Source organism: Streptomyces spinosus (genome assembly GCF_020400655.1).
Lineage (GTDB): Bacteria > Actinomycetota > Actinomycetes > Streptomycetales > Streptomycetaceae > Streptomyces > Streptomyces argyrophylli.
The window spans coordinates 104,102-117,948 of the sequence record NZ_JAINRC010000003.1 but is presented as its reverse complement, the minus strand read 5'-3'; the positions used below and the strand labels follow the sequence as shown (position 1 = coordinate 117,948).

Genomic DNA, 13,847 nt, shown 5'->3' with positions numbered 1-13,847 from the left:
ACGCGCGCGTGCGGGGCCCGACGCGTTGTCGGTGCGGGCGCCGACGCGTGTCCGTGAGGGGGCCGTTCGGGGCGGTGGCGAGACGGTTGTGCGGAGTGTCGCGTTATGAACCGTTACTTCCCATCCATAAAGATATGCACGAAATCATCCTGTCGTGCAGGTCCGGTGGAGAGGGGTCCCCAGGGTGAGCAGCGCATCGATGCCACCGCACGGCTTCGCGACCGTCCGGGGGCGTGGTTACCGTCCCGACCAGGTCGAGGCGTTCCTGGAAGCGCTGTCCGAGGACCGGGACGCCGCCTGGGAGCGCGCCGCCCGGCTGACCGTGCTCGCCAAGGACATGGGGGCGGAGGCCGCGCTGCTGCGCGAGACCGTCGCCGAGCTCCCGCCGCAGACGTACGAGTCGCTCGGCGAGGGTGCCCGCAAGCTCTACCAGTGCGTGCTCGACGAGGCGGCGGACCTGCTGGAACGCACCCGGCGCGAGGCCGCGGAGGAGGTCGCGCGGGCCGAGGCGGACGCCGAGCGCGTCCTGCGGGAGGCGCGGGAGGCGGCGGACGCGGTCCGCGCGGAGGCCGACGAACGCGCCCGTCAGTGGCTCCTCGCCGTGGAGGCCGAGGCCGAGGGCATGCGCGTGGGTGCCCGGCGCGCGGTGAAGTCGGGGCGCATGGAGGCGCTCGCGGAGTTGCGCGAGGCGCGCCGGCGCACCGACGGCATGCTCGCCGAGCAGTCCCAGAAGCTCGCCGCGCGCTGGGCCCGGGCCGAGCGGGAGGAGGCCGACCGGATGGCGGAGCTGGACGCCGGGTACGCCGAACGGACGAGCCGGGCCGAGGCCGAGCTGGCCGAGGCCGAGCGTGCCCTCGCGGAGGCCGAGGAGTACGAGCGCCGTTCCCCGGAGGAGGCGAGCGCGCGCGCGGCGCAGATCATCGCCGAGGCGCGCGCTCAGGAGGAGCGCATCGCCGGGGAGACGGAACGGGTACTGCGCGAGCACGGCGAGCTGTGGGACGAGATGCAGGCGCACATGGACTCCGTGCGCGAGACCCTGGTCTCGCTGACCGGCAGGGTGGTCCTGGAGTAGCCGCGGGCCGGCGCGCGCGAGGGCGCCGGCCGCCGTCGTCACCTTCCCTTGCGTACCGCGCCCGCCAGGATCCAGCCCTCCACCGCCTCGTACTGGTGCCGTTGCAGCTCCGCCTTCGCGCGGCCCGACAGCACCGTGCCGAGCCAGCCGAAGAAGAAGCCGGCCGGGATGGAGACGATGCCGGTGGTGGTGAACGGGAACCAGTTGAAGTCGGCGCCGGGGAAGGCCGAGACGGGCGATCCGGAGACGAGGTTGGTGCCCGGCATGAGCAGCAGCACGGTCAGCGAGCCCCCGATCAGCGTGCCCAGCAGCCCGCCGCGGGTGTAGCGGCGCCAGAAGAGGCCGTAGACCAGGGCGGGGGCGAGGGCGGAGGCGCCCAGGCAGAAGGAGAGCGTGACCAGGGGTTGCAGGCTGTGGTGCTGCACCAGGGTGGCGAGCAGGATCGTCGGCACCCCCGTGGCGAGCGCCGAGACGCGGGCCAGGGTCATCTCGCGGCGGGCCGGCATCTCCTGCACCCGGGCGGCGAACACGTCGTGCGCGAGGGAGTTGGCGCAGGCGAGGATCATCCCGGCCACGGAGGCGAGCAGGGTCAGGAAGAGCGCGGTGGTGACCAGGGTGAACAGCAGGCTCTCCGCCGTCGACACGTCGGCGCCGAACACCGCGCGCGAGCCCATCAGGTACGCCGTGTTGCCCTGCGGGTCGGCCGTGGCGATCGCCTCACGCCCGAGCAGGGCCGTGGCGCCGAACCCGACCACCGTGATGACGACGACGAACAGGGCGACCAGGCTGACCGCCCAGGACATCGAGCGGCGCACCTGGCGGGCGCTGGAGGCGGTGTACATGCGCATGGTGATGTGCGGCAGGCAGGCGCCGCCGAGGACGACGGTCAGCTGTGAGGCGATCATGTCGACGCGGCCCCTGGGGCTGGTGCCGAACTCCAGCCCGGAGCGCAGGAAGTCCGGCCCGGCGCCGCTCTGCCGTGCGGCGGCGGTGAACAGGGCGCCCGGGTCCCAGTCGAAGCGGCGCAGGACCAGGAGGGCGAGTACGGCGCCCGAGCCGACCAGCAGCACGATCTTCAGGATCTGGATGAGCGCGGTGCCCTTCATGCCGCCGATCGCCGCGTAGGCGATCATGAGCAGGCCGAGGCCGACGACGCATCCGGTCTTCAGGGACTCGTTGGTGAAGCCGAGGATGAAGGCCATCAGCTGTCCGGTTCCGGCCAGTTGGACGAGCATCAGCGGCAGCAGCGCGGCGATGGTCACCGCGCAGGCCGTGATCCGTACGCAGCGCCCCGGCAGCCGGCGGGCGAGGGCGTCGCCCATGGTGAACCGGCCCGCGTTGCGCAGGGGTTCGGCCAGCAGGAACATCAGCAGCATCAGCGACAGGGCCGTGCTGAGGGCGAGGACGACTCCGTCGTAGCCGCACAGGGCGATCACCCCGCCGGTGCCGAGGACGGTGGCGGCGGAGATGTAGTCGCCGGCGATGGCGAGGCCGTTGCGCAGCGGGGACAGGGAGCCGTAACCGGTGTAGAACTCGTCCAGGTCGTCGCGGTCGGGGCCGGTCATCACGCACAGCAGCAGGGTCACGGTGGCGGCGGTGGAGAAGGCCACCAGCGACATGGTCTGCGCGGAGTCGCTGAAGCCGGTGGACGCCGCACCGGCGGCGGCCGTCACCGGGCCGCTCCGCGCCGCGCGTCGAGTTCGGCGTGCCTGCGGATGCGGTCGGCGAGCGGGTCGACGTACCGGCGCGCGGTGTGCTCGTACAGGGCGATCGCCAGCCAGGTGACGGGGAGTTGCAGCAGGGCGAGCACCAGCCCGGCGGGGATGCCGTCGGCGACCGTGCGGGTCATGACGCCGGGCGCGTACGCGGACAGGACCAGGAACAGCGTGAAGTAGCCCAGCGCGGTGAGCGTGGCGGTGCGCCGCTGCCAGCGGTAGGCGCTGCGCAGCAGGCGCAGGTCGCTGTGGCGGCCGAGGGGCGCGCGCGGCGCCCGGCGGACCGGACGCGCCGGTTCGGGCGGCGCGGGCGGCTGCCAGGGGTAGGTCGGCGGCGCCGGGTACGACGGCTCGGGCGGACGCGGTGAGTACGAGGGGTGCGGCGGGTCGTGGGACATCCCGGGGCTCCTTGCGTGGCTCGGGTCCGTGGCGGCGGACCGCAGGGAGGTGGGGGAGCTGAGCCACGCACGCTACTCGCGCGTCGCGGGCCGCGCGGCGTTTTCACCAAACTGGCCGGTCGGTATGCGCTTTCCCCGGGACAACGGGTGCCATCTGGGGTTCTACCCGCGTTGACCCGCCCGGGTTCAGTCCTCGAGCACGGGGAACCGGCGGGGCGCCACCACCAGCAGCACCACGAAGGCGAGGGCCGCCGCGACCGCCGCGCCGAGGTAGACCGCGTGGACCGCGCCGGCGATGGCCCGCCGGGTCGCCTCGGCAGCCGTACCGTCGTCCAGCGCGCGCGTGACGGAGTCCAGGTCGCCGGCTCCGCCGAGCCGCGCGGCCAGCACGCCGTTGGCGACGGCGCCGAACAGGGACGCGCCCAGGGTCTGGCCGGTCTGCCGGCAGAACAGCACCGACGCCGTCGTGGTGCCCCGCTCCGACCAGCCCACGGTCGACTGCACCCCGACGATCAGCGGCAGCTGGAAGAGCCCCAGCGCTCCGCCCAGCAGCAGCATCAGCAGCGCCGGCTGCCACCACGACCCCGGATAGGGCAGGAACGGGAACGCGAACAGGATCAGCGCCGCCAGGCCGATGCCAAGCAGCGCGGTGTCCCGGAAGCCGATCCGCCGGTACACGTGCTGGCTGAGCGCCGCCGACACCGGCCAGCTCAGCGTCCACACCGACAGCACGAACCCGGCGGCCACCGGCGCGAGCCCGAGCACCGACTGCGCGTACGTCGGCAGGAACACGCTCGGCGCCACCATCAGCAGCCCCAGCGCGCCCAGCGCCAGGTTGACGGCCGCGATCGTCCGGCGCCGCCACACCCAGCCCGGGATGATGGGCGCAGCGGCCCGCCGCTCCACCCACACCACCACGGCGACCAGCGCGAGGCCCGTGCCGGCAAGGGCCAGCGACGGCGCCGACAGCCACGGCCACGCCACCCCGCCCTGCACCAGCGCGGTCAGCAGCACCCCGCCGCACGCGAACACCGCGAGCGCCCCGGCCCAGTCCACGCGCGCGGGGCGCGCCTCCGCCCGCTCCGGCTCGTGCAGGTGACGGACGATCAGCCACAGGGCGGCGGCGCCGATCGGCAGGTTCACCAGGAAGATCCAGCGCCAGTCGGCGTAGGCGGCGAGCACCCCGCCGAGCCCGGGGCCGGCGACCGCGGAGACCGCCCACACCGTGGAGAGCCTGGACTGGATCTTCGGGCGCTCCGCCAGCGGGTACAGGTCGGCGGCCAGCGTCTGCACCGTGCCCTGCAACGCCCCGCCGCCCAGGCCCTGCACGATCCGGAACGCGATCAGCGCCCCCATGTTCCAGGCCGCCGCGCACAGCAGCGAGCCGAGCAGGAACACGGCCGCGCCCACCACCAGCACCGGCTTGCGGCCGAAGGTGTCGGACAGCTTGCCGTACACGGGCAGCGTCACGGTGACGGCCAGCAGATAGCCGGAGAACAGCCACGAGAAGACGGAGAACCCGCCGAGGTCGCCGACGATCTGCGGTACGGCCGTGGAGACGACGGTGGAGTCGAGCGCGGCCAGTGCCATCGCCAGCATGAGCGCGGCGACCACCGCGCCGCGCCGCCGCGTGTCCTGGCGCCGGCCGGCTCCGCCGCGTATCGCCGGTGTCGTACTTCCCACCGCACACCCCTCCCGTGTGTCCTGTCGGACGCTGCCCCGTGTCCCCTGCACATACCACCGGGACGACAGCCTCCCATGGCGGGCGGCGCTCGACCCTGACGCGGCGGAAGGGTGGAGGCGGTGCGCACCGAAGGGTGGAGGCGACCCCGAGAACGGCTCCACCCGGCGGTGGAGGACCCCTAGGGGTTCCTCCGTACTACGGCTCGGGGAGGGTTCGTCCCGGCGGAGGACGAGACCGGCCGGGGGTGTTCCTTAACCTGGCTTTACGCCGCTGGGGGGCGGCGGACCGCACCCGCGGGGGTGGGGATTACCCCCGGGAAAGACGGGGCCCCGCACCAGCGCGCGACACCCGCGCCGACCGCGAGACTCATCGACGTCAATCCAGGACGACGCCCGGAACACCGGGGCATCGACCACGACCTGTCAACCGACATAGGAGACATACCGTGACATCGGCTGTGACCATTCCCAGGCACGGGGGCACTGGAGGGCGTACGGCCGTTGCCGCGCGGGCGCGGCAGGTCGTGAAGGCGTACGGGTCGGGCGAGACCCGTGTCGTCGCCCTGGACCACGTCGACGTGGACATCGCCCGCGGTCAGTTCACCGCGATCATGGGCCCCTCCGGGTCCGGCAAGTCCACCCTGATGCACTGCCTGGCCGGCCTGGACACCGTGACGAGCGGTCAGATCCACCTCGACGAGACCGAGATCACCGGCCTGAAGGACAAGAAGCTTACCCAGCTGCGCCGGGACCGGATCGGCTTCATCTTCCAGGCGTTCAACCTGCTGCCGACGCTGAACGCGATCGAGAACATCACGCTGCCCATGGACATCGCCGGCCGCAAGCCCGACCGGGCCTGGCTGGACCGCGTGGTGGAGACCGTCGGGCTCGCCGGGCGCCTCAAGCACCGGCCCACCCAGCTCTCCGGCGGCCAGCAGCAGCGCGTCGCCGTGGCCCGCGCGCTCGCCGCCCGCCCGGAGATCATCTTCGGGGACGAGCCGACCGGGAACCTCGACTCGCGCGCGGGAGCCGAAGTCCTGGGCTTCCTGCGCCGCTCGGTGGACGAACTCGGCCAGACCATCGTCATGGTCACCCACGACCCCGTGGCCGCCTCCTACGCCGACCGCGTGCTCTACCTCGCCGACGGCCGGATCGTCGACGAGATGTACCAGCCGACGGCCGAACAGGTCCTGGACCGCATGAAGGACTTCGACGCCCGGGGGCGCACGTCATGACCGTGCTGAAGACCTCGATGCGCAACTTCCTCGCGCACAAGGGCCGCATGGCGCTGTCGGCGATCGCGGTCCTGCTGTCGGTGGCGTTCGTGTGCGGCACGCTCGTGTTCACCGACACCATGAACACCACCTTCGACAAGCTCTTCCAGGCCACGTCCTCCGACGTCCAGGTCAGCGCCGAGGGCTCCTCCGACACCGGGGAGACCACCTCCCGCACCGGCAAGCCGCCCGTGCTGCCCGCCTCCGTGGTCGGCGAGGTCCGCGGGGCCCGGGGCGTCCGGTCCGCCGAGGGCACGGTGTTCTCCACCGCGGTCACCGTCATCGACGCCGACAAGGACAAGCTGTCGCCCACCAGCGGCGCGCCCACCATCGTCGGCAGCTGGAACGGCAACGACGCCCGCACCATGGAGATCACCTCCGGTGCCGCGCCCAAGGGCCCGGACCAGGTGATGGTCGACGCCGACACCGCCGGCAAGCACCACCTCAAGCTCGGCGACGAGATCGGCGTGATCACGGCCGTCGGCACGCACCACGCGCGCGTGTCCGGCATCGCCGCCTTCAAGGTCACCAACCCCGGCGCGGCGATCTTCTACCTGGACACGAAGACCGCCCAGCAGGCCCTCCTCGGCCGCACCGGCGTCTACACCGACGTCAACGTCATGGCCGCCAAGGGCGTCACCGACGCGCAGCTGAAGAAGAACGTCACCGCCGTCCTCGGGCACGGCTACAAGGTGCAGACCGCCAAGGAGGTCGCCGACGCCAACCAGAAGGACGTCCAGAGCTTCCTGAACGTCATGAAGTACGCGATGCTCGGCTTCGCCGGGATCGCCTTCCTCGTCGGCATCTTCCTGATCATCAACACCTTCTCCATGCTGGTCGCCCAGCGCACCCGCGAGATCGGCCTGCTGCGCGCCATCGGCTCCTCCCGCAAGCAGGTCAACCGCTCCGTGCTGCTCGAAGCGCTGCTGCTCGGCGTCCTCGGCTCGGTGCTCGGCGTCGGCGCGGGCGTCGGCATCGCGATCGGCCTGATGGAACTCATGGGCCGGATCGGCATGAAACTGTCCACCGACGACCTCACCGTCGCCTGGACCACCCCCGCGATCGGCCTGCTCCTCGGCGTGGTCGTCACCGTCCTCGCCGCCTACCTGCCCGCCCGGCGCGCCGGCAAGGTCTCCCCGATGGCCGCCCTGCGCGACGCGGGCGCCCCGGCCGACGCCAGGGCCGGTGCCGTCCGGGCCGTGACCGGTCTGCTCCTGACCGGCGCCGGCGGCTGGTGCCTGTACACCGCCGCCACCGCCGACCAGGCCAAGACCGGCTCGGGCTGGCTGGGTCTGGGCGTGGTGGCCACGCTCATCGGCTTCGTCGTCATCGGCCCGCTGCTCGCCGCCGGACTGGTCCGCGTCCTCGGCGCCGTCATCCTGCGGGTCTTCGGACCCGTGGGCCGCATGGCCGAACGCAACGCGCTGCGCAACCCGCGCCGCACCGGCGCCACCGGCGCCGCCCTGATGATCGGCCTCGCCCTGGTCGCCTGCCTGTCGGTGGTCGGCTCCTCCATGGTGGCCTCGGCCACCGACCAGCTGGACAAGACCGTGGGCACCGACTTCATCATCCAGGGCGAGCAGGAGTACAACCTGATCAAGCCCCAGATGGTGCAGAAGATCAAGGACACGCCCGGCCTGGAGCGGGTCACCGAGTACAAGCTCCTGGACGCGTCCCTGACCACGCCGGACGGCCGGGTCGCCAAGAAGGAGACCATCAACGCGGCCGACGCGACCTACGTGCAGGACCTGCGCACCAAGACCGTCGCCGGCGACCTCGCCGACGCCTACAAGCCCGACTCGATGTCCGTCTTCGAGGGCTTCGCCAAGGACCACGGCATCAAGCTCGGCTCCACGGTCGCCGTCCACTTCGAGGGCGGCCGCACGGCGAAGCTGACGGTCCGCGCGATCACCAGCGACGAGGTCGTCGTCGACAAGGGCGCGATGTACGTCTCCATCGCCACCGCCGCCAGGTACGTCCCGGCCGACCGCATGCCCCTCGACCAGCTGATGTTCGCCACCGCCAAGGACGGGCAGGAAGCCGCCGCCTACAAGGCGCTGAAGTCGGCACTGCGCGACGACCCGGCGCTGACCGTGCGCGACCAGACCGACTACAAGAAGGCGCTGAAGGACCAGATCGGCCAGCTGCTGAACATGATCTACGGCCTGCTGGCCCTCGCGATCATCGTCGCGGTCCTCGGTGTGGTGAACACCCTGGCCCTGTCGGTGGTCGAGCGGACCCGGGAGATCGGCCTCATGCGGGCCATCGGTCTCTCCCGCCGCCAGCTGCGCCGCATGATCCGCCTGGAGTCCGTGGTGATCGCCGTCTTCGGCGCCCTGCTCGGCCTCGGGCTCGGCATGGGCTGGGGCGCGACCGCCCAGAAGCTCCTCGCCCTGGAGGGCCTGAACGTCCTGGAGATCCCCTGGCCGACGATCACCGGCGTCTTCGTCGGCTCGGCCTTCGTGGGCCTGTTCGCCGCGCTGATCCCGGCGTTCCGCGCGGGCCGCATGAACGTCCTGAACGCCATCGCGACCGAGTAGCGCACCAGCCGGACGGGCTGGGCCGACGGCCACCGCACACGGGGGTTGCGGCGGGCGGACCCGGTGCCGGGGAGTCCTGGGGGACTTCCCGGCACCGGGTTTCCGCGCTGTCCGCACGCCCGCCGTTGTCCACAGCCCCCCGCACCCTCGCCCACACCGTCGTACGCTGGACAGCCCCGGCCCGTCGCACGAGTCGGGCCCTTCGTGTTGCCGACCCCCTGGACGGAAAGCCCCTCCATGAGCCTGCACGGTCTGCTCGACGCCGTAGTCAAGGACCCCGCCCTCGCGGAAGCGATCAGGGCGGCGGCGGACGGCAACCGCCCGCACGTCGACCTGGTCGGCCCCCCGGCCGCCCGGCCCTTCGCCATCGCCGCCCTGGCCCGCGAGGCCGGCCGCCCGGTGCTGGCGGTCACCGCGACCGGCCGGGAGGCCGAGGACCTCGCCGCCGCCCTGCGCTCCCTGCTGCCCGAACAGGGCGTCGTGGAGTACCCCTCCTGGGAGACCCTCCCGCACGAGCGGCTCAGCCCGCGCAGCGACACCGTCGGCCGCCGCCTCGCCGTCCTGCGCCGCCTCGCCCACCCCCGCCCCGACGACCCCGAGACCGGCCCGGTCTCCGTCGTCGTGGCCCCCGTGCGCTCCGTGCTCCAGCCGCAGGTCAAGGGCCTCGGCGACCTGGAACCGGTGGCGCTGCGGACCGGCCAGAGCGCCGACCTGAACGACGTCGTCGAAGCCCTCGCGGCCGCCGCCTACGCGCGCGTGGAGCTGGTCGAGAAGCGCGGCGAGTTCGCCGTGCGCGGCGGCATCCTGGACGTCTTCCCGCCCACCGAGGAACACCCCCTGCGCATCGAGTTCTGGGGCGACGACATCGAGGAGATCCGCTACTTCAAGGTCGCCGACCAGCGCTCCCTGGAAGTCGCCGAGCACGGCCTGTGGGCGCCCCCCTGCCGCGAGCTGCTGCTCACCGACGACGTCCGCGCACGCGCGCGTGCCCTCGCCGAGGAGCACCCGGAACTCGGCGAACTCCTGAACAAGATCGCCGAGGGCATCGCGGTCGAGGGCATGGAGTCCCTGGCCCCGGTCCTCGTGGACGACATGGAGCTGCTGCTCGACGTCCTGCCCGAGGGCGCCATGGCCGTCGTCTGCGACCCGGAGCGGGTCCGCACCCGCGCCGCCGACCTCGTCGCCACCAGCCAGGAGTTCCTCCAGGCGTCCTGGGCGGCCACCGCCGGCGGCGGCGAGGCCCCGATCGACGTCGGCGCGGCCTCCCTGTGGTCCATCGCCGACGTCCGCGACCGCGCGCGCGAGCTGGACATGATGTGGTGGTCGGTGTCCCCGTTCGCCGCCGACGAGGAACTGGACGCGGACACCCTCAAGCTCGGCATGCACGCCCCCGAGACCTACCGCGGCGACACCGCGCGGGCCCTCGCCGACACCAAGGGCTGGCTCGCCGACGGCTGGCGCGCGGTGTTCGTCACCGAGGGCCACGGCCCGGCCGCCCGCACGGTGGAGGTGCTCGGCGGCGAGGGCATCGCCGCCCGCCTCGACAACGACCTCGGCGAGCTCAGCCCCTCCGTGGTGCACGTCTCCTGCGGCTCGATCGAGTACGGCTTCGTGGACCCGGGGCTCGAACTCGCCGTGCTCACCGAGACCGACCTGTCCGGGCAGCGCACCGCCACCCGCGACGGCGCCCGGATGCCGGCCCGCCGCCGCAAGACCATCGACCCGCTCACCCTGGAGCCGGGCGACTACATCGTCCACGAGCAGCACGGCGTGGGCCGCTACATCGAGATGGTGCAGCGCACCGTCCAGGGCGCCACCCGCGAGTACCTGGTCGTGGAGTACGCGCCCGCCAAGCGCGGCCAGCCCGGCGACCGGCTGTACATCCCGACCGACCAGCTGGAGCAGATCACCAAGTACGTCGGCGGCGAGGCACCCACCCTGCACCGCCTCGGCGGCGCCGACTGGACGAAGACCAAGGCGCGCGCGAAGAAGGCCGTCAAGGAGATCGCCGCCGACCTGATCAAGCTCTACAGCGCCCGCATGGCCGCCCCCGGCCACGCCTTCGGCGCCGACACCCCCTGGCAGCGCGAGCTGGAGGACGCCTTCCCGTACGCGGAGACCCCGGACCAGCTCACCACCATCGCCGAGGTCAAGGAGGACATGGAGAAGTCGGTCCCCATGGACCGTCTGGTCTGCGGCGACGTCGGCTACGGCAAGACCGAGATCGCGGTCCGGGCCGCCTTCAAGGCCGTACAGGACGGCAAGCAGGTCGCCGTCCTCGTCCCCACGACCCTGCTGGTGCAGCAGCACTTCGGCACGTTCTCCGAGCGGTACGGACAGTTCCCGGTCAACGTGCGGGCGCTGTCCCGCTTCCAGACCGACACCGAGGCCAAGGCCGTCCTGGAAGGGCTGAAGGACGGCTCCGTGGACGTCGTCATCGGCACCCACCGCCTGTTCTCCTCGGAGACCAAGTTCAAGGACCTGGGCCTGGTCATCGTCGACGAGGAGCAGCGCTTCGGCGTCGAGCACAAGGAGCAGCTGAAGAAGCTCCGCGCCAACGTCGACGTGCTGACCATGTCCGCCACCCCGATCCCGCGCACCCTGGAGATGGCGGTCACCGGCATCCGCGAGATGTCCACGATCACCACGCCCCCGGAGGAGCGCCACCCGGTGCTCACTTTCGTCGGGCCCTACGAGGAGAAGCAGATCGGCGCCGCCATCCGCCGCGAACTGCTGCGCGAGGGCCAGGTCTTCTACATCCACAACCGCGTCGAGTCCATCGACCGCGCCGCCGCCAGACTCCGCGACATCGTCCCCGAGGCCCGCATCGCGACCGCCCACGGCCAGATGTCGGAGTCCGCGCTGGAGCAGGTGGTCGTCGACTTCTGGGAGAAGAAGTTCGACGTCCTCGTCTCGACCACGATCGTCGAGTCCGGCATCGACATCTCCAACGCCAACACGCTGATCGTGGAGCGCGGCGACACCTTCGGCCTGTCCCAGCTGCACCAGCTGCGCGGCCGCGTCGGCCGGGGCCGCGAGCGCGGCTACGCGTACTTCCTGTACCCGCCGGAGAAGCCGCTGACGGAGACCGCGCACGAGCGCCTGGCCACCATCGCCCAGCACACCGAGATGGGCGCCGGCATGTACGTCGCGATGAAGGACCTGGAGATCCGAGGCGCCGGCAACCTGCTCGGCGGCGAGCAGTCCGGGCACATCGCGGGCGTCGGCTTCGACCTGTACGTCCGCATGGTCGGCGAGGCCGTCGCGGACTACCGGCGCCAGCTGGAGACGGGCGGGATCGAGGAGGAGGCCCCGCTCGAGGTCAAGATCGAGCTGCCGGTCGACGCGCACGTCCCGCACGACTACGCGCCCGGCGAGCGGCTGCGCCTCCAGGCGTACCGTTCGATCGCCTCGGCCAACTCCGAGCAGGACATCAAGGCCGTCCGCGAGGAACTCACCGACCGCTACGGCAAGCTGCCCGAGCCGGTGGAGAACCTGCTGCTGGTCGCCGGGCTGCGCATGCTCGCGCGCGCGTGCGGCGTCGGCGAGGTCGTCCTCCAGGGCACCAACATCCGCTTCGCGCCGGTGGAACTGCGCGAGTCGCAGGAGCTGCGGCTCAAGCGGCTCTACCCGGGCACGGTCATCAAGTCCACCGCCCACCAGGTGCTGGTCCCGCGCCCGAAGACCGCGAAGGTGGGCGGCAAGCCGCTGGTCGGCCGCGAACTGCTGGCCTGGGTCGGCGAGTTCCTCACCTCCGTCCTGGGATGACGGCGGGAGTACGGGGGACGGGGCGCGCGTGCGGATCGGTGAGCCGGCGGAGGCCACCGGGAGGGCACCGCGCGCCCTGCGCCACTGTGAGCGGCAGGGCCTGATCACGTCCGTGCGTGCCGCCGACGGCTGCCGCGCGTACGCCACCGGTACGGACGTCCGGGTCGGCGCGTAGCCGCGCGCCAAGTCCGCGGTGACGACGGCCGCGTCGCCGACGAGCGCGTCGATCCGGCCGTACCGCTCCGGCGCGGCCCGTACGACGGTCCCGGGCGCCCTCCTCGGCGAACGCGCGCGGTGGCGGCCGGCACCGGTGCCGGTCACGACGACGGTACGGGGGCTCCGGGGCCGGCTGTTCTCGTGGCTCCTCTCTGGGCTCCGCCCGGGCACGCGAGGGCCGTCGGACCCTGACGCCGGTGACGAGGTCGAGCCCGGCCGGGAGCGCGCGGACGGCAACGGCCCGTCAGCTTCTCCCCCTCGCACCCGGTGTGCTTCCCGACGAGCCCTCCTGCGCCGGCATCTGACGGGCGGCAGCGGGAAGTTACGGTGATGAGCGGAACGATCCGCCCGCGCCCGCGGCGCGGGCCAGGGTGAGGGAGGGAGACGCACCGTGACGCGTCCGAGGGGCGGAGCGGCCATCGCCGTGGCGGTGCTGGTCGCCGTGACCGGCTGCAGGGCCGAGCAGACCGAGGGGGCCTCCGGGCCCGCGAAAGGCGGAACCGGGGGCGCGGCCCTGGCCGCCGTCGACTCGCTGACCGTCAAGGGGCGTGCGCCGAAGACCGGTTACTCCAGGGAGCGGTTCGGCACCGCCTGGGCGGACACCGACTCCAACTCCTGCGACACCCGCGACGACATCCTCAAACGCGACCTGAAGAAGGTGCGGTTCACCGGCGGCAGTTGCAGGGTCTCCTACGGGCTGCTGGACCCCGACCCCTACTCGGGCAAGGACGTCACCTACCGGCGCGGTCGCAGCCAGGTCGACATCGACCACGTCGTCGCCCTCTCCGACGCCTGGCAGAAGGGCGCCAAGTACTGGGACCCGAGCAAGCGCATAGCGCTGGCCAACGACCCCCTGAACCTCATCGCGGTCGACGCGAGCACCAACCGCGGCAAGGGCGACGGCGACGCGGCCACCTGGCTGCCGCCGCACAAGTCCTACCGGTGCGCCTATGTCGCCGCCCAGGTCGCGGTCAAGAAGAAGTACGGCCTGTGGGTCACCGCCGCCGAGCGGAGCGCGATGAGGAAGGTCCTGGCCGGCTGCCCCGGCCAGAAGCTCCCCACCGGCGGCAACCCCACCAAGGCACCCGAGCGCTTCCGGGCCCGCTGACCCGCGCGGGCACCTGCCCCACCGCCGTCCCGCCGCCGGGCAATTCGCTGTCCCGCGCGGGCAGGCACCGCCT

The 13,847-nt window shown here is 72.6% G+C and carries 9 protein-coding genes; 6 read left to right on the top strand and 3 right to left on the bottom strand.

The features are described 5' to 3' along the window. The first annotated feature begins 184 nt into the window (after positions 1-184). Positions 185-1,072, top strand: coding sequence for a DivIVA domain-containing protein (locus LG395_RS07415; protein ID WP_225808855.1), 888 nt, complete (start codon positions 185-187; stop codon positions 1,070-1,072). 38 nt (positions 1,073-1,110) lie between these two features. Here LG395_RS07415 and LG395_RS07410 read toward each other — a convergent pair whose 3' ends face one another. The 3 genes from LG395_RS07410 to LG395_RS07400 form a co-directional block, all read right to left on the bottom strand. Next, complete coding sequence (locus LG395_RS07410) at positions 1,111-2,691, bottom strand: sodium/solute symporter (protein WP_171159963.1); 1,581 nt, start codon at positions 2,689-2,691, stop codon at positions 1,111-1,113. A 50-nt stretch (positions 2,692-2,741) separates the two neighbouring features. Then, positions 2,742-3,185, bottom strand: coding sequence for a DUF485 domain-containing protein (locus LG395_RS07405; RefSeq protein ID WP_225808854.1), 444 nt, complete (start codon positions 3,183-3,185; stop codon positions 2,742-2,744). A 186-nt stretch (positions 3,186-3,371) separates the two neighbouring features. Beyond that, complete coding sequence (locus LG395_RS07400; protein ID WP_225808853.1) at positions 3,372-4,868, bottom strand: MFS transporter; 1,497 nt, start codon at positions 4,866-4,868, stop codon at positions 3,372-3,374. A gap of 446 nt (positions 4,869-5,314) precedes the next feature. On the opposite strand from LG395_RS07400, the gene LG395_RS07395 reads away from it, so the two are divergent. The 5 genes from LG395_RS07395 to LG395_RS07375 all read left to right on the top strand — a co-directional run bounded on the left by LG395_RS07395 (position 5,315) and on the right by LG395_RS07375 (position 13,774). Continuing rightward, the gene (locus LG395_RS07395) at positions 5,315-6,103 is read left to right on the top strand and encodes an ABC transporter ATP-binding protein (protein ID WP_171155529.1); all 789 of its coding nucleotides are present in this window, start codon (positions 5,315-5,317) and stop codon (positions 6,101-6,103) included. Next, positions 6,100-8,682, top strand: a complete 2,583-nt coding sequence (locus LG395_RS07390; RefSeq protein WP_225808852.1) for an ABC transporter permease — start codon at positions 6,100-6,102, stop codon at positions 8,680-8,682. The genes LG395_RS07395 and LG395_RS07390 overlap by 4 nt, the downstream gene beginning before the upstream one ends. Positions 8,683-8,919: 237 nt before the next feature. After that, positions 8,920-12,450, top strand: coding sequence for a transcription-repair coupling factor (gene mfd, locus LG395_RS07385; RefSeq protein WP_225808851.1), 3,531 nt, complete (start codon positions 8,920-8,922; stop codon positions 12,448-12,450). 28 nt (positions 12,451-12,478) lie between these two features. Next, complete coding sequence (locus LG395_RS07380) at positions 12,479-12,625, top strand: MerR family DNA-binding transcriptional regulator (protein WP_372463213.1); 147 nt, start codon at positions 12,479-12,481, stop codon at positions 12,623-12,625. A gap of 432 nt (positions 12,626-13,057) precedes the next feature. Next, positions 13,058-13,774 (top strand): HNH endonuclease family protein, encoded by a 717-nt coding sequence (locus LG395_RS07375; RefSeq protein WP_225808850.1) that lies wholly within the window; start codon positions 13,058-13,060, stop codon positions 13,772-13,774. Positions 13,775-13,847 lie beyond the last annotated feature (73 nt).